Here is a 19,088-nt window from a genome sequence, read left to right as displayed (position 1 = left end):
TATCGATGAAGCCAGCGCGTAGCGAAAAAAAATTAGATAAGCCTCATTCTTGGTCCCAACTTAAAAATGGCCAGTGGGTTAGTGATTCTATTCAGACTCGGCTTGATGAATGGTGCTCTAAATTATTTGGCTATCATATGCTTAAGCTCGGTGGTTTGAGTTGTGAGCTTGCCAGTTGCAACTGCAATATTCAACACCAAGTTCATCTTGATATTGAAAACCCACTCCATACGGTGATTGCCGATAGCTACGAACTGCCTTTTCTTGAAAAGAGTTTTGATGTGGCTATTTTAGCGCACCAACTGGATTATTGTGGCGATCCGCACCGTATCTTACGCGAAGTTGATCGCGTGATGATGGATGATGGCTACATCATTATTACGGGGTTTAATCCAATCAGTTTTACGGGGATCGCAAGTTTGATGCCTTGGCGAAAACATAACTTACCTTGGAGCGGTCGTATGTTTACCGCTAATCGGATTAAGGACTGGCTGAGTGTCTTGAACTATCAAGTGATTGACTGTGACCAATATGCCCTTTTCCCGATGCAAAAATATCAACCCATGTGGGCGTGGTTGGAAAATGGTATTGGCGACTGGGCCGCTCCATTTGGTAGCCTGTATTTCATCGTAGCGCGCAAACGTACTTATCCCTTGAAACCGATTAAACCTCATTGGCGTTTTAAACGGCGTCTTTCGCCAGTTAGCCTGAACTACCGTTTATCAACTCAGAATCAAGATAAGGCCTGTGACCCTTATTCGGATGCTTGATACCCAATATCGTCTTCGGTTGGGTTTTCTGCTGCATTGCGTGCTAATTCATCGCACATTTCATTTTCACGATGACCCGCATGGCCTTTCACCCAGCGCCAGTCAATGGTGTGGCGGGCGCTTTCTTTATCAAGTGCTTGCCATAAATCGGCATTCTTCACTGGTTTTTTATCCGATGTTTTCCAACCGCGTTTTTTCCAGTTGTGGATCCACTGAGTAATACCTTGACGAACGTATTGGCTGTCTGTGGTGAGAATAACATTACATGGCTCTTTCAGTGTTTGCAGTGCAACCACTGCCGCTAACATTTCCATTCGGTTGTTAGTGGTGAGTCGGTAGCCTTTGGCTAACGTTTTTTCGGTTTCTTTGTAACGAAGGACAACCCCATAACCACCCGGGCCAGGATTACCTAAGCAAGATCCATCAGTGAAAATTTCCACCTGTTTTGTCATGATTTGATACTATTAGGTTACGCACATTATTGGCATAGTCTGACATACATATCCTTATGAATACTAGCAGCAATTCCCAATCCCAACGTATCGTCGTTCTCGATACGGAAACCACGGGTATGAACCGTGAAGGCGGCCCTCACTATGAAGGACACCGCATTGTTGAAATCGGTGCCGTTGAAATTATCAACCGCAAGCTGACAGGCCGCCACTTCCATGTCTACCTGAAACCCGATCGTGAGATTCAGTTAGAAGCGATCGAGATCCACGGTATTACCGATGAGTTTTTGATGGACAAACCGCAATATCGCGATGTGCATCAAGAGTTTTTAGATTTCATCAAGGGGGCTGAGCTGGTGGCGCACAACGCTCCCTTCGACGTCGGTTTTATGGATTACGAGTTTCGCAAGCTCGACGCTAAAATCGGTAAGACGGAGCAGTATTGCAAAGTGACCGATACGCTTGCTATGGCAAAGCGTATTTTCCCCGGCAAACGCAACAATTTGGATATACTTTGTGATCGTTATGGTATCGATAACTCACATCGTACCTTGCACGGTGCATTGCTCGATGCGGAGATATTAGCGGACGTTTATCTGCTGATGACTGGCGGGCAAACCTCGTTACAGTTCAGTGCCGGAACGCGCAGTGATGGCAGTGTGGGAGGAGAGTCAATAAAACGAGCTGTCGCAGGTCGGAAAAAGCTAAAGGTTTTGCAGGCTTGTGCCGATGAATTACAAGCACACCAAGAAAGATTGGATCTAGTCGAAAAGAGCGGAAGCTGCCTTTGGCGTCAGTAGGAGAAAATATGTTGAGGATAATGGCAGCAGTGATTACGCTGATGTGGAGTACAGGCGTTTTTGCGGTGAATTCCTCCTCGATGTCGCTGCTCGACAATCGTTTCCGTGTGGATCCAACCATTTCACAAATTACTTTTGTTGTGTATCGCGAAAAGTCATCCCAACCCGTGGTGCTTGTGCGGCCTGATGGTAAGAAATATTACGCTTGGCAACATAGCGATAATGTGCGTTGGTATCAAGAACCCACAATGGATATCATTTCAATTGATAAGCCAATGCCTGGCCCTTGGCAGGCCATAGGCAAGGTTTCCTCACAAAATAGCATCAAGCTTATTTCTCATCTGCAACTTGATACTGATCTGTTTCCTACGCGCTTATACCTTGGTGAAGTGATAAAATTTACCGCGCGATTAACCTCCGACGGTAAGCCTTTATTGTTGAGAGACTTTCTCGATAGAGTCAACTTAAAAGTAACCTTTACTAAATACGTTGAAAATGAAGAAGATCTGATTAAAGAAGCGCGTCCATTACCGGAAGTGATTGGTGAATTTGCCGATGATGGACGTGGTTTAGATGAACAGCCAGGTGATGGCATTTTCACTGTAGCGCTGCCCATCACCCCAATGCCGGGTAAGTATCGCGTTAGGATCACCTCTGGCAACGGCGTGTTTTTACGCGCCCAAGAGCAAGAGGTGCTGGTTTACCCAGCTCCAGTATCAACCACCTTTATCCAATCTCGTGTTGATGGTGCGCCACATCAAATTGTTTTTTCGGGTGAGCAAGGAATGATAGCCCCAGGCTCCATCGTTGCCCATGTCGAACATGCGAATATTTATGATGATATCTTTATTACTGAGGGGCAGTCAGAAAAAGAGGCGCTAAAGTTAAGTTTAGAAATTCCATACAATGGAGACAACGGTAACTATCGTTGGTCTGGAAAGTTGTATGCGACAGAGCTTGCTAGCCAGCGCCCACTTTACTTCCCGCTTGCTGAGCATACTTACAGCGTGGTTGATGATGTCAACATTGAGGAGACTCGCCGCTTACAGATTGAAGAAGAAATCCAGCAGCGTAAGCTTGAACAAGAGCAGTTGATTATTCAGATGAGAGAAGAGGCAACGAGTCGCAGTATTATGTTCATTGTTATTGGTAATATTGGTGCGATATTGATTGGGCTTTTGGCGTGGTTTGTGATGCGTAAGATTAAAGCGAAAAAGGCGTTGCAACCCGAATTACAGTTGAATATGCCGAAGAAATAACAAGGAATGTTGCCGAGTTGGCAACCTCTTGATTCTGTATTCCAGTCATAAAAAAGGGCGTTGAAAACGCCCTTTGACATTCAATAAATTGACTTACGCAACATCATTTATTGCCGGATATTGAGGCTTTGCGGCCAGTTCCTGTGGCGCAAAATCATCGACATTAATGGTATACAAACGATGAGCCTCAGCTTCCGTTAATAGCTGTGCTTCTTGTTCGGTTAGAATTTTTTGTTGTAAGCCAATGGCGGCCACTTCATCTAAACGCAAAAATGGACGGCGTTGATTGGTGACGCTGCACACTTTATCGAACAAAGGCTCTGCACGTAAAATGATGTCCAGTGCTTGTTCAATCTTACCCGCCGCATTATGCGCCGTTGGGGCGAGATATTGGTTGCGACCAATGCGTGAACGAGTTTCACTCGGTGTTTGCAGGATCTGCGCAACTTGGCTATCTAATTTATCACTAGGTGCTTTGCGTACTCGACCAATCGGCATCAACAATATACGAAGTACCTTACCAATCGCTTTATTCGGGAAGTTGGCTAAGAATTCATCAATGGCGACTTCCGTCTGCTTCAAACTGTCTTGCAGACCCCAATGAACCAAAGGAAGATCCTCCACGGGACGACCATCATTTTCAAAACGCTTAAGTGTGGCAGAACTGAGGTAGAGTTGGCTCAAAATATCGCCAAGGCGTGCTGACAAACGCTCTTTACGTTTGAGAGAGCCTCCCAATACAGCCATCGAAATATCAGAAAGCAGTGCTAAGTTAGCGCTGTAACGGTTTAGTTGTTGATAGTAGCGTTTGGTTGCATCATTAGTCGGTGTAGATGAACCAAAACCATCGGTAACACCAAACCAAATACTGCGCACAAGATTACTCATGGTGAAGCTGACGTGACCTGCAAGAGCGGCGTCAAATTTCTCAACGGCATCAGAATCTTGTGAATAAGCGGCGTTCATTTCTTCTAAAACATAAGGATGACAACGGATAGCGCCTTGACCAAAGATGATCATTGAGCGAGTCAGAATATTGGCCCCTTCGACGGTTACGGCAATCGGTGCACCTTGGTAGCTGCGAGCTAAAAAGTTAGCAGGACCAATACAAATGCCTTTCCCGCCCACGATATCCATTGCATCAATAATGCTGCGTTGACCACGGTGGGTACAGTGGTATTTGACTATAGCGGAAATGACCGAGGGTTTTTCGCCCAGATCAATACCAGCTACGGTTAAATTGCTCGCCGCATCCATCACATAAGCGTTACCACCTAAACGTGCTAATGGCTCTTCGACACCTTCCATATGGCCAATTGGTTGCTTAAATTGACGACGAATCCGAGCGTAAGCTCCTGTTGCTAGCGCCGCAGTTTTAATTCCGCCCGTCGAGTTAGAAGGTAACGTAATGCCACGTCCAACCGATAAACACTCTACAAGCATGCGCCAGCCTTGCCCTGCCATGCTTGGTCCGCCAATAATGAAATCAAGCGGCACAAATAAGTCGTTAGCTCGTGTCGGACCATTTTGGAATGGAACGTTCAATGGCATGTGGCGATTGCCAATTTCAACTCCTTTTAAGTGGGTTGGGATGAGCGCACAAGTGATGCCAAGCTCTGTTTTATCCCCAAGTAAGCCGTCAGGATCGCGCAGTTTGAATGCTAGGCCTAATACGGTTGCAACCGGGGCGAGCGTGATGTAGCGCTTGTTCCACGTTAGGCGCATCCCTAACACTTCTTTTCCTTCCCATTTCCCTTTACATACCACGCCAAAATCAGGAATTGAACCTGCATCGGAACCTGCTTCTGGGCTGGTTAATGCAAAGCAGGGAATCTCTTTACCTTCCGCTAAACGTGGCAGGTAATGGTTTTTCTGATCTTCAGTACCATAATGTTGTAAAAGTTCGCCCGGGCCTAAAGAGTTCGGTACACCAACGGTGGATGAAAGCACTCCAGATACACCCGTTAGCTTTTGTAGCACAATGGATTGTGCATAAGCTGAAAATTCCAAGCCGCCGTATTGTTTTTTAATGATCATGGCGAAGAATTTATGATCTTTTAAATATTGCCAAACCTCAGGAGGTAAGTCGGCTAATTCATGCGTAACTTGATAATCGCTAACCATGGCACACACTTCGTTGACTGGTCCATCAATAAAGGCTTGCTCTTGTGCACTTAATGTCGGCGCTGCAATTTTGTGTAGTTTGTTCCAGTTCGGTTTGCCTTTAAACAGTTCAGCTTCCCACCAAACGGTTCCTGCATCTAATGCCTCTTTTTCGGTTTGTGACATTGCAGGCAGCACTTTTTTGAACAGTGTTAATGCTTTTTCGCTAATAACGCTTTGACGGATAGAGGGAACGGCTAATAAAGCGATAGCCGCTAAATACAGCAACCATCCAATCACCCCGGTGTAATCCAGCAGGGTAAGAACCACCATGGTTACCGTTAGCGCAACTAATGCGCTAAAAAGTGACATTCGGTGGTAGAGGCACACACCGAACACGGTGAGAAAACCAAGTATAGAGAGCAAGATGTCCATAATTTCATTCCTTTGAGACTGTATTCACGCCATTGCGGCTGATTTTTCTCAGTGCATTGGAAAGTGTTGTTAGTCGTCTCGTTTGTGTAAGTGGTCTAACCAGTTCTAAGTGTAATCAAATTATTAACGAAATGTAAAACCTTGTATTGTTCAAAAAGTGATCCATGTAGGGCAAAACCTCAAAATAAATAACCCATAGAGGGCTTTCTGGAGTGGGAAGCGGGAGAAAACAACAATTCTTGAAGTCGAACTATCGACAGAAAGGATGGTTTGGGTAAACTCAAGCCTGTTACTGGCTCTTGATTGATGGAGCCTATCGGTAAACAGATTAAAAAGAGAATATATCTATGTACCAGGATTTAATTAAAAGTGAATTGACCGAAGCGGCTGACGTGCTAAACAAATTTCTTAATGATGAGCATAACATCGCTCAAATTGAGGCCGCCGCAAAACTGATTGCCGACTCATTTAAGCAAGGCGGGAAAGTGCTCTCTTGCGGCAATGGCGGTTCCCACTGTGATGCAATGCACTTTGCTGAAGAGCTAACGGGGCGCTATCGCGAGAATCGTCCGGGTTATCCTGGTATTGCTATTTCAGATCCAAGCCATTTGTCTTGCGTTAGCAATGATTTTGGTTACGATTTTGTATTCTCTCGCTATGTGGAAGCGGTGGGTTCAAAAGGCGATGTCCTGTTTGGCCTATCGACTTCTGGTAATTCAGGGAACATTTTGAAAGCGATTGAAGCGGCCCAAGCCAAAGGGATGAAGACCATTGCACTGACCGGTAAAGATGGTGGGAAAATGGCAGGTTTAGCGGATATCGAGATTCGTGTCCCGCACTTCGGCTACGCGGATCGTATCCAAGAAATCCATATCAAGATCATCCACATCGTTATCCAACTGATTGAAAAAGAGATGGCGTAAGAAGTTCAACACCGTTCTTTTCTTTTAATGTGTTTGTGGTTGCAAAAGGGAGTGCATTAAACCATGTGTGAATTGCTCGGTATGAGTGCCAATGTGCCGACTGATATTTGCTTTAGTTTTACTGGGTTGATTCAGCGTGGCGGCAACACGGGGCCGCATCGTGATGGTTGGGGAATCACTTTCTATGAAGGGAAGGGGTTTCGTACCTTTAAAGATCCTAACCCTAGCTTTCAGTCAAAAATTGCAGAGCTTGTGCAGAGTTACCCTATAAAAAGTCGGGCAGTGGTTAGCCATATTCGTCAAGCAAATCGGGGTGGGGTGAATTTGGAAAATACTCACCCATTCACTCGAGAATTGTGGGGGAGATATTGGACGTTCGCTCACAATGGACAATTGGCGGATCACCAGCAGCTAGAAACTGGGCGCTATCGCCCTGTTGGTGAAACCGATAGCGAGCAAGCTTTCTGTTGGTTGTTAAAGCAGTTAGAAGCGCGTTATCCTGAACCGCCTCAAGATATGCTCAGTATGTTTCAATTCGTTGCGAAGTGTTGCGATCAACTTAAGCTGCAAGGTGTGTTTAATATGCTACTTTCTGATGGTGAGTTTGTGGTGACCTATTGCACGAATCATCTGTACTGGATTACTCGACGAGCTCCCTTTGGGAAAGCAAGTTTACTTGATGAAGATGTCGAGATTAACTTCCAAGAAGAAACAACGCCTGATGATGTTGTGTCAGTGATTGCGACTCAGCCACTGACGGGAAATGAAACTTGGCAACGAATGAAGCCAGGCGAATATGCGATTTTCCATTATGGCGAATACGTTGATGGCAATGCGCAGTCCTTAGCTGACATTCCGTTTGCCGCGGCAAAGCCAGGCTGCCAAGCACCCATTTAAGTTTTTTATTCTTAAGCTTGTCTATTTACTGCTGTTTGAATTGTATTTGAGATGACAATAAAAAAGGTTGCTGTTGAGGCAACCTTTTTCGCACTATTTAGAGATACGATTTATTCATCGAAAGCATAACCATGCATGCCAAGTAATTGTCCATCTAAATAGGCTTTACCTTCACGCATTTCCAAGCGTCCTTCAACGAACCATTGTGCCACTAGTGGGTAAATTCGATACTCTTGAGCTTGGACACGTTGAGTCAGAATCTCAACGGTATCTTCATCAAAAATAGGCACTTTTGCTTGTAGAATGACTGGGCCACCATCAAGTTGTTCAGTCACAAAATGCACACTGGTGCCATGTTCTTCATCACCCGCGTGAATCGCGCGTTGGTAGGTATTCAACCCAGGATATTTAGGAAGTAAAGAAGGATGAATATTGAGCATCCGTCCTAAATAGTGACGTACAAACTCACCACTCAGAATACGCATGTAGCCAGCAAGAATGATTAAGTCAGGCGCGTATTGGTCAATTTTCTCCATCAATACCGCATCAAACGCATCTCGCGTGTCAAAGGCATTTGGGTCAATATGCACCGCCGCCGCACCTGCTTTTTTAGCTCGTTCTAAGCCATAAGCAGTTGCTTTGTTTGAAAAAACAGCCGTTACTTTGCCATCTTTAATTTTCGTTTCACACGCATCAAGGATAGCCTGTAAGTTGGTGCCATTTCCTGAAACTAAAACAACAATACTTTTCATCAGTTATTTGATCTCTACTTGCTCTTCATCGAGTTGAGCTTCAGCAATATGACCGATAACCCACGCATTTTCGCCTTCCGCTTGCAGTAATTGAACAGCCGTTTGTGCTTGATCCATTGGAAGCGCAACAATCAGTCCGACACCACAGTTAAATGTGCGGTACATTTCGTGAGTGGTTACATTCCCTTTTTCTTGCAGCCATTGGAAAATAATTGGCCATTCCCAGCTATTGCCGTCAATCACCGCTTTCGTCCCTTGTGGAAGAACGCGAGGAATGTTTTCCCAGAAACCACCGCCAGTAATGTGTGAAATGGCGTGAATATCGTGCTCGGCGATCATTTTAAGCGCTGATTTGATGTAAATCTTGGTTGGTGTCAGTAAGTGCTCACCAATCGTTTTGCCAGCCAAGTCTTCATTTTTGTCGGCACCTGATACTTCCAGGATCTTGCGAACTAATGAATAGCCGTTTGAGTGAGGGCCGCTAGAGCCAACCGCAATCAGAGCATCACCTGCTGCTACTTTTGAGCCATCGATGATCTCTTCTTTTTCAACCACACCGACACAAAAGCCAGCGACATCGTAATCTTCACCTTCGTACATACCCGGCATTTCAGCGGTTTCACCACCGATTAAAGCGCAACCTGCTTGCACACAACCATCGGCAATACCCGACACCACATCAGCAGCTGTATCTACATCCAATTTGCCCGTGGCGTAGTAGTCCAGAAAGAAAAGCGGTTCAGCACCTTGAACAATCAAATCGTTAACACACATTGCAACCAAGTCAATGCCAATGGTGTCGTGCTTATTCATATCCAATGCGAGGCGAAGTTTTGTGCCAACTCCATCGGTGCCAGAGACTAAAACAGGATGTTTATATTTGGTTGGTAGCTCGCAAAGCGCGCCAAAACCACCAATGCCACCCATAACTTCAGGGCGACGAGTGCGTTTGACGGCGCCTTTAATTCGTTCAACAAGTGCATTGCCTGCATCAATATCTACGCCAGCATCTTTGTAACTAAGAGAAGTGTTATTACCGCTCACGGGGAAGTCCTCGGTCATAAGTTGGATATGAAAACGGCGCTATTCTAACAGGGCTTAAAACAAAAAGGAAAACGTTTGCGTCAGTTTTTTTGTTTATAATTGGCACTGAAATTAGCATAAAAAGTGTGTACAATTCGAAGGTTTGTTTAAATGTCGTCGGAGATGAAAATGAAAGTTGTTGAAGTTAAACACCCTCTAGTTAAGCATAAACTTGGGTTAATGAGGGAAGGGGATATCAGCACTAAGCGTTTTCGTGAGTTAGCTACAGAAGTGGGTAGCCTACTAACTTATGAAGCAACCTCAGACTTTGAAACAGAAAAAGTGACGATTGAAGGCTGGAATGGCCCAGTTGAAATTGATCAAGTCAAAGGTAAAAAAGTAACGGTAGTACCTATTTTGCGTGCTGGTCTTGGCATGATGGACGGCGTTTTAGAGCACATTCCAAGTGCGCGGATTAGTGTTGTTGGCATCTATCGTGATGAAGAAACACTTGAGCCTGTCCCTTATTTCAACAAACTCGCTTCTAATATTGAGGAGCGAATTGCGCTTGTGGTTGACCCAATGCTGGCAACTGGCGGTTCCATGATTGCGACGATCGATTTGCTCAAGGAGCGCGGCTGTAACCAATTTAAAATTCTCGTTTTAGTTGCAGCGCCTGAAGGCATCGCGGCGTTAGAAAAAGCGCACCCTGATGTTGAGCTCTATACGGCGGCAATTGATGAGAAATTGAATGATAAAGGTTATATCGTTCCTGGTCTTGGCGATGCTGGTGATAAGATTTTTGGTACGAAATAAGCGTTAATTTTATGCTGTCTTAAAGGAGAAACGAAAGTTTCTCCTTTTTTATAGTTGCTTCGGTTTTTTATAGTTGTTTCAGTGATGCGTCATTACGGTCATTTTATTGCTCAACAGAATTAACGCATTGTTCGATGATTATTTTTTAAGACTTAACGTACTGCTTTTTCTGTGGCTATTAGCTGGCGCACCTTGTGATGAATTTGTGGGTCGGCGCGGTGCTCTTTTTGTATTTGGAGCATGGCGAAACTCATCGGCATTGCGTCCTTGGAACGTTTTTGGCTTTTGATTTCTGCGTGCCGTCGAGGTTTGATTTTGCTCACGACTATCAAACAGTTTTGCATCGGTAGCTTTGTGAATACGCTTACCTGTCACATCAAGCTTGGACGCGCCTTCCGTACCGCAAGAACTTTCGCACATTGCTAATATTTCAGCGACTTCCTCGTCGCTTAAATAACGCCATTCACCATTAGGGATACCGTCTAGGCTGATGTTCATAATACGAACTCGGCGTAGTTTAAACACTTCGTAACCTAAGGCCTCACACATACGACGAATTTGACGGTTTAACCCTTGTGTTAACACAATTCTAAAGGAGAACTTCGTTTCTTGGGTTACTTTGCAAGGCAGTGTCACCGTATCAAGAATTTCCACGCCAGAGGCCATCTTATGTAAAAATTCGTCGGTGATGGGTCTATCTACTCGGACGACGTACTCTTTTTCATGGTTATTACCAGCACGTAATATCTTATTGACTATGTCACCATCGTTAGTCAGAAAGATCAGCCCATCAGATGGTTTGTCTAATCGACCTATCGGGAAAATACGTTTGTGGTGGCCAATAAAATCAACAATGTTACCTGGAATATCGCGCTCTGTTGTGCAGGTGATTCCAGTCGGTTTGTTAAGGGCAATGTATATCGGTTTTTCTTTTGATTTTAATGGATTACCATCAATACACACCTCATCGTTCGGCGTGACTTTAGTGCCCATTTCCGGCAATAGTCCATTGATGGTTACTCGGCCTTGTTCAATTAACTTATCGGCCTCTCGACGAGAACAGAAACCAGTTTCACTGATGTATTTGTTTAAACGGATGGTGGCTTGTTGTGACATAGGTTGCTCTTACGTTTCCCAACGGCGGTGAATAAAAAGAAAGCAACACTCTGAGTGTTGCCTATTAACGTTGCGATATTTTAGCAGTTAATATTAATTAACCAAGGCGTTTTTAATGACACTCATGGTTTCCAGCCTTTCCCCATCACTTTTCCTCAACAAGATATAGACGGCATTGACGTCTTTATTTATGCGAAGAGGGAATGCTTTTATTTGTATGAGAAAATGGAAACTATTTTGAGACAGGTGTTCTTATCGAACCGACCTTGAGTAGCCGAATGATGCCATTCATCAAGAAGATAGAGTTATTAACGCGATAAAAAACCGGGGCAGACAGATAATCCACCCCGGTGCATAGCGTCACACTATTTTTCAATAGGTGCTAAGCGATCTAGTGAGGAGATTTGTCATTCATCACTTTATAAATGAAGAAACCGCCATAAAACAGCATAAGACCAAAAGCACCAAAGATTACTATCATTGAAGATAGTCCCACAGCATTACCAAATAGGAGATCAAGCCAAAAGTCCATGTTTCCTCCAAAGTTTCGAAGACACAGCCAAGTTAAAGTTTGCTCTGTTTGCTGACACTGATCTGGATCAATTATGTTGCATAGGTTAACTTGATGTTTCTATTGGTGTGTAATTAGTCACGTTTTTATGTGTATTTGATGGTGATTTAGCCAATGAGTTTGTTATTTGATGGAAATAAGATTAAAGGCTTGCGTCTTAGTTTTAGATGAGTAATATACGCATCCGTTCTAGGCAAAAAGCTCGGAACTGCTCGCTAAGTGCAGAGCAAAAATTTCGGTGAATAGCGCAGCTTGGTAGCGCATCTGGTTTGGGACCAGAGGGTCGGGGGTTCGAATCCCTCTTCACCGACCATATTTAAAAGCCTCGCAGTAATGCGGGGCTTTGTTACATTTGGAAGCGGTAAGTTTTTTCGTTACCAAAGAGAAAGGGGTTCGCCTCTTTCATTATCTGGCTCTTCACCGACCACATTAAAAGCCTCGCAGTAATGCGAGGCTTTGTTGCATTTGGAAGCGGTAAGTTTTCGTTACCAAAGAGAAAAGGGTTCGCCTCTTTCACTATCTGGCTCTTCACCGACCACATTAAAGGCCTCGCAGTAATGCGGGGCTTTGTTGCATTTGGAAGCGGTAAGTTTTTTCGTTACCAAAGAGAAAAGGGTTCGCCTCTTTCACTATCTGGCTCTTCACCGACCACATTAAAGGCCTCGCAGTAATGTGAGGCTTTGTTACATCTGGATGTGATCATTTTCATTACCAAAGAGAAAGGGTTTTCCTTTTCCTCTTTCTCTATCAGGCTCTTTCACTGTCCACCCTTCACAGAGTAAATTCAACTATTGAAAATAGCAGTCAATATTCCACGATAATAAATAGCATTAGGATGTGTATAAAACGTCACTTTAGCGCATTTTGACGTTTGATGAGTCATTACAATTTATGACCTATATCACGATTTAACCTGCCAAATCCCTTTAATGAACTTCTCGCCTTGTAGTGAGTAGTGATCTCTATTCATAAATTCATTTTTGTTATGCATTTTTATGTGATCTTTCTCAAGTTAAACTCGTCAAATAATAAATTACGGTTTTGACGTTAATTTTAATTTGTTGATTTTAAATGGTTTTATTCTGATTGTGTTTTAGGGAATTTGAACTGGATCACTTCGTGTAGCTAATTATTTTACGCTTAGAAATAACTCCTTGTATGGTGAATGCCTTAGGTCACAAGCCTTTATGCTTGTTGCTGTTTTGAGTCCTTTTAACAGGATATTGGGTTTTTATTTTAAAGGTAGGGTGAGTCAAATGTTGAAACCTAGTTTGATTGCTGTTTCGGTTATCGCCACATTATCAGGTTGCTCTTTGTTGCAATCACCAGAGCAGAAAGTAGTCGATGCGCTGGCGGAAAATTTGGATATTCATTACACCGTAGTAACCAATCACGGGGCAGATGAAGGATTGGCATGTCAGGCTCTCGAAGCGGAATGGGCATCGTGTAATAAAGTGAACATGACCTTGGTTAACCAAGGTGAAGCCGTGAATTCAAAGCAGTGGGCTATCTATTTCCACAGCATTCGACTGATTCTGGATGTTGAAAATGATCAATTCAAAATTACCCGTTTAACGGGTGATTTACATAAGCTTGAACCTACTGATAAATTTGATGGTTTTGCTGCGGGCGAAGAGGTTGTTTTGCCTCTGGTCGCTGAGTATTGGCAGTTGTTTGAAACGGACTTTATGCCGCGTGCATTCGTTGCGGCGCCCAATACAGAGCCTAAACTTATTGTATCTCTCAATACAGAGGACACGTCGTCATTTGTGCGTGGGCTTGAGGGCGACAATATAAAACGCACCACCAGCGATAATAATGTGTTTGCCACGGCCATCAGCCGATTTGAGAGAAATAGCGATGTATCACTGCAAGATGTATCAACGGCTCTGTTACCAACGCCTCTAAAAACAACGCTTGGTCAAGGTGTTGTTGACATTACTCGTGGCCTTAAGCTTGATGTGAAGGACTTTGCGACGGATCAGTTTTCAGCATTGCAGGCGCGTGCTAAAACGATTGGGCTGAAGCTTGATGGAGAGTTGGCGGTTGGTGTTGCGATTACACCGAGCGAATTTTCTGACCAGATGGCGACATCGGGTGCTTATGAGTTGGAGATTGCACCGAATGCTATCTCTATTCGTGCATTTGATGAGGCGGGAGCTTTCTACGCCGTTCAATCTATTTTGGGTTTAGTGGATAGCCAGAATGTCACAGCGCTGCCAGCGATCCGCATCGAAGATGCTCCACGTTTTGATTACCGTAGTGTGATGGTGGATGTCGCACGTAACTTCCATTCTAAGCAAGCGATTTTGGCCACGTTAGATCAAATGGCGGCTTATAAGATGAATAAATTACATCTTCATTTGACCGATGATGAAGGTTGGCGTTTAGAAATTCCGGGCTTACCTGAATTGACCGACATTGGTGGACAGCGCTGCTTTGATTTAGATGAGAAAAACTGCTTGCTGCCACAGCTTGGCTCCGGTCCAAATTCTGATAACTTTGGCTCGGGTTATTTTAGTCGAGCCGATTACATTGAAATCCTCAAGCACGCTAAAGCGCGCAATATTGAAGTGATCCCTGAAATTGATATGCCAGCCCATGCTCGCTCTGCGGTTGTTTCAATGGAGGCTCGTTTTGATCGTTTGAGCCAAGAGGGGAAAACCGAACAGGCTAGCCAGTATCGCTTGATGGATCCTCAAGACAGCTCCAATGTTACGACGGTTCAGTTTTATGATAAGCAGAGTTTTATTAACCCTTGTTTAGACTCGTCTAAACGTTTTGTGGATAAGGTGATCACTGAAGTGGCCTTGATGCACAGTGAGGCGGGCATGCCTTTATCGACTTGGCATTTTGGTGGCGATGAGGCGAAAAACATCAAATTGGGCGCGGGTTTCCAAGATATTAATGCGACGGAAAAAGTCAGTTGGAAAGGTAACTTAGATCTTTCACAACAAGATAAACCATTTGCGAAATCGCCACAGTGCCAAGCATTAGTCAGCCAAGGAGTAGTAAGTGACTTTGCTCATTTACCGAGTTATTTTGCTGAGCAAGTATCGGAAATTGTCGCCGATAAAGGGATTGAGAATTTCCAAGCATGGCAAGATGGCTTGAAATACAGCGAGGGAGAATCCTCTTTTGCCACGCGCAATACACGTGTGAACTTTTGGGATGTCCTCTATTGGGGCGGTACAAGCTCTGTTTATGAATGGGCAAAACAAGGTTACGACGTAATTGTTTCTAACCCTGATTATGTCTACATGGATATGCCTTATGAAGCGGATCCTAAAGAGCGCGGTTATTACTGGGCCACCCGTGCGACCGATACGCGCAAAATGTTTGGTTTTGCACCGGAAAATATGCCGCAAAACGCTGAAACTTCATTAGATCGTGATGGTAATGGTTTTGTCGGTAAAGGAGAGGTGACGTCGAAACCATTCTACGGCTTGTCAGCTCAATTGTGGTCAGAAACGGTTCGTAATGATGAGCAGTATGAGTATATGGTTTTCCCTCGAGTGTTGGCTGCCGCTGAACGTGCTTGGCATAAAGCGGAGTGGGAAAACGACTATAAAGTAGGGGTTGAATACTCTCAGCAAACGAACTTAGTCAATAAGTCTGCACTGAATCAAGATTGGACTCGTTTTGCTAATATTGTTGGGCAACGTGAGCTGGCGAAACTGGAAAAAGCTGGCATTGATTATCGCCTGCCAATTCCTGGAGCTAAGATTGAAGCGGGTAAATTGTCGATGAATTCGTCATTCCCAGGCGTTGAGCTGCAATACTCATTAGATGGTCAACAATGGCTTACTTACTCGAGCATCGAACAACCGAAGGTGTCCGGTGAGGTCTGGATCCGTTCTATCTCTGCTTCAGGCGAGCGAGTCAGCCGGGTAACTAGCGTTAAATAACTCGTAGCCATATCAAGGTACTCAAATGAAAGCCTCCGCATCTGTTGGAGGCTTTATTACATAAAATCAATTACCTTCGTGGTGAGCAAACTCAAACACCTGACCTTGCTCGTTAAAAGCAAAAATTGAATAGGCTTCTTTCTTATCACCAGATTCCATACCTGGAGAACCGATTGGCATACCGGGCGCGGCTAACCCTTTGGCATTTTTCGGTGGATTAGCGAGAAAGGCTTGAATGTCTGTGGCTGGAATGTGACCTTCGAAAACATAGCCGTCGATAACGGCTGTATGGCAAGAGGCGAGCTTGGGTGTAATGCCCAATTGTTGTTTTATCGCCGTCATATCTTCTTGCAATTGCTCGTTAACCTTAAATCCTGCTTGTTGCATGTGAGTGGACCACTCAGTACAGCAGCCACAATAAGGGGATTTGTAATTGGTCATCTCGGTCACCGTGGCGAATGCGGAGTAGCTCATAAGAGACAAGGTGCTAAGCATAGCGGCTGTGATCATTTTCATTTTTATCTAACCTCTAAGAGTGAAAAGGGTATTTAAATAGACGCAAGCGGTTAGCGTTGCTCACGACTGTGATTGAGGACAAAGCCATTGCCGCTCCTGCAACTACAGGGCTAAGTAAAAAGCCAAAAGCGGGATAAAGCACGCCAGCGGCAATGGGAATGCCGAAGGTGTTATAAATAAACGCGCCCAATAGGTTCTGCTTCATGTTTTTTACTGTCGCTTTAGAAAGAGCGATAGCATTGACTACGGCAAGCGGTGAGGAGTTGAGCAATGTCATTTGCGCACTCTCTATTGCGACATCACTGCCACTGCCCATTGCGATACCAATATCGGCTTGCGCAAGGGCTGGCGCATCATTAATACCATCACCGACCATGGCGACGATTTGGCCTTTCTCTTGTAACTGCACGATTTTTTGTGCTTTTTGATCCGGAAGTACTTGAGCTATCACTTGCTGTATGCCTAGTTGTTTTGCTATTGCAGTGGCCACACTTTGGTTATCTCCGGTTAGCATCACGGTACGAATGTTCATTTTGTTCAGTGTGCTGATAGCTTGTGCAGCGTTAGGTTTGATTGGATCAGCAATTGCGATGAGACCTTTGAGTTCACCGTTAATGGCAACCGCGACTGGCGTCCAAGCTTGTTCTGCGTAGTGTTCAATGGCCGTTTGTGCTTGAGTAAGAGGAACGCCCAGTGATTCAAGGTGCGATAAAGAGGCAACGACGACGGAATCACCGCCAATATTTGCCATTAGCCCTTTGCCTCTTAGGTTGGTAAATTGCTCGACTGTGGCGCTGGTTGATACCAGCGGTTGCGCATAATGGCAGATAGCCTTGCCAAGAGGATGTTCAGAGCGCAGTTCCAAAGCGTAAACAAGGGTTAACAATTTGCTATCTTCAATTCCCCACGTGACTAAGTTCTGAACGGTTGGCTTGCCTTGAGTGAGCGTACCTGTCTTATCAAATACTACAGTGGTGATTTTGCTTGCCGATTGCAATACATTGGCATCTCTGATCAAAATACCCATTTCAGCGGCTTTGCCAACTCCTACTGTAACCGAGAGTGGAGTAGCTAGACCCAAGGCACAAGGGCAGGCAATGATCAATACTGTTGTCGCAACCACTAGCATATAACTGGCCTTAGGTTCAGGGCCTACAAAGTACCAAATCAGAGCGGAAAACAGGGCAATCATAACCACAGTCGGTACAAAAATAGCGGATATCTGGTCTGCCAGTTTGGCGATGGCTGGTTTACTGCTTTGCGCCTGACGAACCATTTGGATGATGCGCGAGAGCATGGTTTGCGCCCCTACGCCGGTGGCTTCGATGACTAAGCTGCCATCATGATTGATGGTACCTGCCGCAATGGCATCGCCTGCTACTTTTAGGACGGGGATCGGCTCGCCAGTGAGCATGGATTCATCAACATAAGATTCACCGCTGATGACTTTGCCGTCTATCGGCACTTTTTCTCCCGGTTTTATGCGCAGTTGCATACCAAGTTGTACTAATTCAACTGCAATCTGTTGATCGCCTTGCGCCGTGATGCGTGTTGCTTGTTGTGGCTGCAAGTTAATTAGGGCTTGCAAGGATTGGGTTGTCTTTGCTTTGGCTTTCGCCTCAATGTAGTGGCCCAGTGAAATCAAACCGATAATCATCGCGCTGGCTTCAAAATAAACATGACGCGAGGCTACGGGAAACCAAGTTGGGTAAATCACTACCAACATTGAATAAGCCCAAGCTGCTCCAGTTCCTAGGGCGACTAAGCTATCCATGGTGGCGCGCTTATGGGTTAACGCAAGCCAAGCATGGCTAAAAAAGTGGCGGCCAGCGGTGGCCAATAGGGCTAAGCACACAATGCCGATAACGCCCCAGTATATTTGCTGCTGAGTGGTCACAATCATCATGCTGCCACCAAGAAGGCCCCAAAGCATTAACGGAATACCCATTATTAAACCTAGTAATGCATTGGTTTTATGTTGCTTTTGTAAATCAAGTGATTGCTGTTTTTGTTTTTCTTGCTGTTGGGCTGGATCATCGACTCGCTCTGCACGGTAGCCTGCATGAGTAATGGCATTGAGCAATTGCCGTTCAAGGTCAGCGATATCCGCTTGCGAGAGCACTAAGGCGCTTTGTTCAGCTAAATTGATTTGCGCTTTTTGTACACCGTTAACGCTTAGAAGTGCTTTTTCCACCGAAGAAACACAGCTTGCGCAAGTCATTCCTTGGATCAGTAAGTGGGTACTAACCAAACCCGTTGTTGAGACTTCTGTCTCTTGTGCGAGTGGCTGTGTATTGCTAACCAAGGTTGTGGGTTGCGATGAGGATAGAGGATCGCTGTTCGTGCTGAGCAAGGCTTGATAGCCTAAGGATTCGATAGCGGCGATGAGTTCACTTAAAGAGGCCGAAGTGCTCAGTTCGATGAATGTGGGTGACAGCTGGTGGATTTGTACCTCAAATTCTTGCTTGAGATGCTGCTCAAGTTTCTTCGCGCAACCCATGCATTTCAGCCCTGATAAAGGCAATTGAAAGCGTTTCATTGATAAATTCCCCGTAAACCAACTCAATAGCTAGAAGCATAAACCTTACCTTTAGGGCAAGGTCAAGTTCCACTAAAGGAAAGTTAAGCGAATTTTAAGCGTTATTCTTGAGCGCAGAAAAACGAAAGGCAATCGAGGATTGTAGATTTAGCCGTCAGTGGTAAAATGTCGCCACTTTTTATCCTGGTACTTGCAGTGGACATGTTCT

Annotated in this window: 15 protein-coding genes and 1 tRNA gene; 8 read left to right on the top strand and 8 right to left on the bottom strand. The window is 44.8% G+C overall.

Features of this window, described 5'->3' with window-relative positions; genetic code table 11:
* Nucleotides 1-5 precede the first annotated feature (5 nt).
* Entirely contained in the window at nt 6-770 is a 765-nt protein-coding gene (locus AACU59_RS12090) for a methyltransferase domain-containing protein (RefSeq protein WP_013856227.1), read from the top strand.
* Here AACU59_RS12090 and rnhA read toward each other — a convergent pair.
* The gene (gene rnhA, locus AACU59_RS12085) at nt 755-1,222 is read right to left on the bottom strand and encodes a ribonuclease HI (protein ID WP_013856228.1); all 468 of its coding nucleotides are present in this window, start codon (nt 1,220-1,222) and stop codon (nt 755-757) included. The two genes, AACU59_RS12090 and rnhA, sit on opposite strands and share 16 nt — an antisense overlap.
* Before the next feature lie 56 nt (nt 1,223-1,278).
* Here rnhA and dnaQ point away from each other — a divergent pair, with 56 nt between their 5' ends.
* Together dnaQ and AACU59_RS12075 are read left to right on the top strand one after the other, a co-directional pair.
* A complete protein-coding gene (gene dnaQ / locus AACU59_RS12080; protein ID WP_013856229.1) occupies nt 1,279-2,022 on the top strand; it encodes a DNA polymerase III subunit epsilon in 744 nt (247 codons plus the stop codon).
* A gap of 8 nt (nt 2,023-2,030) precedes the next feature.
* Nucleotides 2,031-3,281, top strand: coding sequence for a TIGR03503 family protein (locus AACU59_RS12075; protein WP_026027909.1), 1,251 nt, complete (start codon nt 2,031-2,033; stop codon nt 3,279-3,281).
* A gap of 93 nt (nt 3,282-3,374) precedes the next feature.
* On the opposite strand, the gene fadE is transcribed toward AACU59_RS12075, so the two are convergent.
* Nucleotides 3,375-5,819, bottom strand: coding sequence for an acyl-CoA dehydrogenase FadE (fadE, locus tag AACU59_RS12070; protein ID WP_094145425.1), 2,445 nt, complete (start codon nt 5,817-5,819; stop codon nt 3,375-3,377).
* Nucleotides 5,820-6,166: 347 nt separating this feature from the next.
* Here fadE and lpcA point away from each other — a divergent pair, with 347 nt between their 5' ends.
* Nucleotides 6,167-6,742: a D-sedoheptulose 7-phosphate isomerase gene (lpcA, locus tag AACU59_RS12065; protein WP_010320095.1), complete on the top strand. Its 576-nt coding sequence runs from the start codon at nt 6,167-6,169 to the stop codon at nt 6,740-6,742.
* 63 nt (nt 6,743-6,805) lie between these two features.
* Entirely contained in the window at nt 6,806-7,639 is an 834-nt protein-coding gene (locus AACU59_RS12060) for a class II glutamine amidotransferase (RefSeq protein WP_094145424.1), read from the top strand.
* 110 nt (nt 7,640-7,749) lie between these two features.
* On the opposite strand, the gene purN is transcribed toward AACU59_RS12060, so the two are convergent.
* Both purN and purM read right to left on the bottom strand, forming a co-directional pair.
* Nucleotides 7,750-8,391: a phosphoribosylglycinamide formyltransferase gene (gene purN, locus AACU59_RS12055; RefSeq protein WP_017047307.1), complete on the bottom strand. Its 642-nt coding sequence runs from the start codon at nt 8,389-8,391 to the stop codon at nt 7,750-7,752.
* A 3-nt stretch (nt 8,392-8,394) separates the two neighbouring features.
* Nucleotides 8,395-9,435, bottom strand: coding sequence for a phosphoribosylformylglycinamidine cyclo-ligase (gene purM, locus AACU59_RS12050; protein WP_094145423.1), 1,041 nt, complete (start codon nt 9,433-9,435; stop codon nt 8,395-8,397).
* Between the two features lie 168 nt (nt 9,436-9,603).
* Here purM and upp point away from each other — a divergent pair, with 168 nt between their 5' ends.
* Complete coding sequence (upp, locus tag AACU59_RS12045; protein ID WP_026027908.1) at nt 9,604-10,230, top strand: uracil phosphoribosyltransferase; 627 nt, start codon at nt 9,604-9,606, stop codon at nt 10,228-10,230.
* A 138-nt stretch (nt 10,231-10,368) separates the two neighbouring features.
* Here the strand turns inward: upp and rluF are convergent, their stop codons facing one another.
* Together rluF and AACU59_RS12035 are read right to left on the bottom strand one after the other, a co-directional pair.
* The gene (gene rluF, locus AACU59_RS12040; RefSeq protein WP_094145422.1) at nt 10,369-11,346 is read right to left on the bottom strand and encodes a 23S rRNA pseudouridine(2604) synthase RluF; all 978 of its coding nucleotides are present in this window, start codon (nt 11,344-11,346) and stop codon (nt 10,369-10,371) included.
* Between the two features lie 391 nt (nt 11,347-11,737).
* On the bottom strand, nt 11,738-11,878 hold the full coding sequence (locus AACU59_RS12035; protein WP_010319399.1) for a DUF3149 domain-containing protein: 141 nt from the start codon (nt 11,876-11,878) through the stop codon (nt 11,738-11,740).
* Between the two features lie 275 nt (nt 11,879-12,153).
* Here AACU59_RS12035 and AACU59_RS12030 point away from each other — a divergent pair.
* Nucleotides 12,154-12,230, top strand: a tRNA-Pro gene (locus tag AACU59_RS12030).
* A 943-nt stretch (nt 12,231-13,173) separates the two neighbouring features.
* Nucleotides 13,174-15,825 (top strand): beta-N-acetylhexosaminidase, encoded by a 2,652-nt coding sequence (locus AACU59_RS12025; protein ID WP_094125019.1) that lies wholly within the window; start codon nt 13,174-13,176, stop codon nt 15,823-15,825.
* Nucleotides 15,826-15,891: 66 nt separating this feature from the next.
* On the opposite strand, the gene AACU59_RS12020 is transcribed toward AACU59_RS12025, so the two are convergent.
* Together AACU59_RS12020 and AACU59_RS12015 are read right to left on the bottom strand one after the other, a co-directional pair.
* On the bottom strand, nt 15,892-16,341 hold the full coding sequence (locus AACU59_RS12020; RefSeq protein WP_094145421.1) for a DUF411 domain-containing protein: 450 nt from the start codon (nt 16,339-16,341) through the stop codon (nt 15,892-15,894).
* 13 nt (nt 16,342-16,354) lie between these two features.
* The gene (locus AACU59_RS12015) at nt 16,355-18,880 is read right to left on the bottom strand and encodes a heavy metal translocating P-type ATPase (RefSeq protein ID WP_176428558.1); all 2,526 of its coding nucleotides are present in this window, start codon (nt 18,878-18,880) and stop codon (nt 16,355-16,357) included.
* Between the last annotated feature and the right edge of the window lie 208 nt (nt 18,881-19,088).

Source organism: Vibrio sp. V23_P3S9T160 (genome assembly GCF_963886625.1).
GTDB classification, from domain to species: domain Bacteria; phylum Pseudomonadota; class Gammaproteobacteria; order Enterobacterales; family Vibrionaceae; genus Vibrio; species Vibrio anguillarum.
The sequence above is the reverse complement of the archived record's forward strand: the minus strand, read 5'-3'. Positions and strand labels throughout refer to the sequence as shown.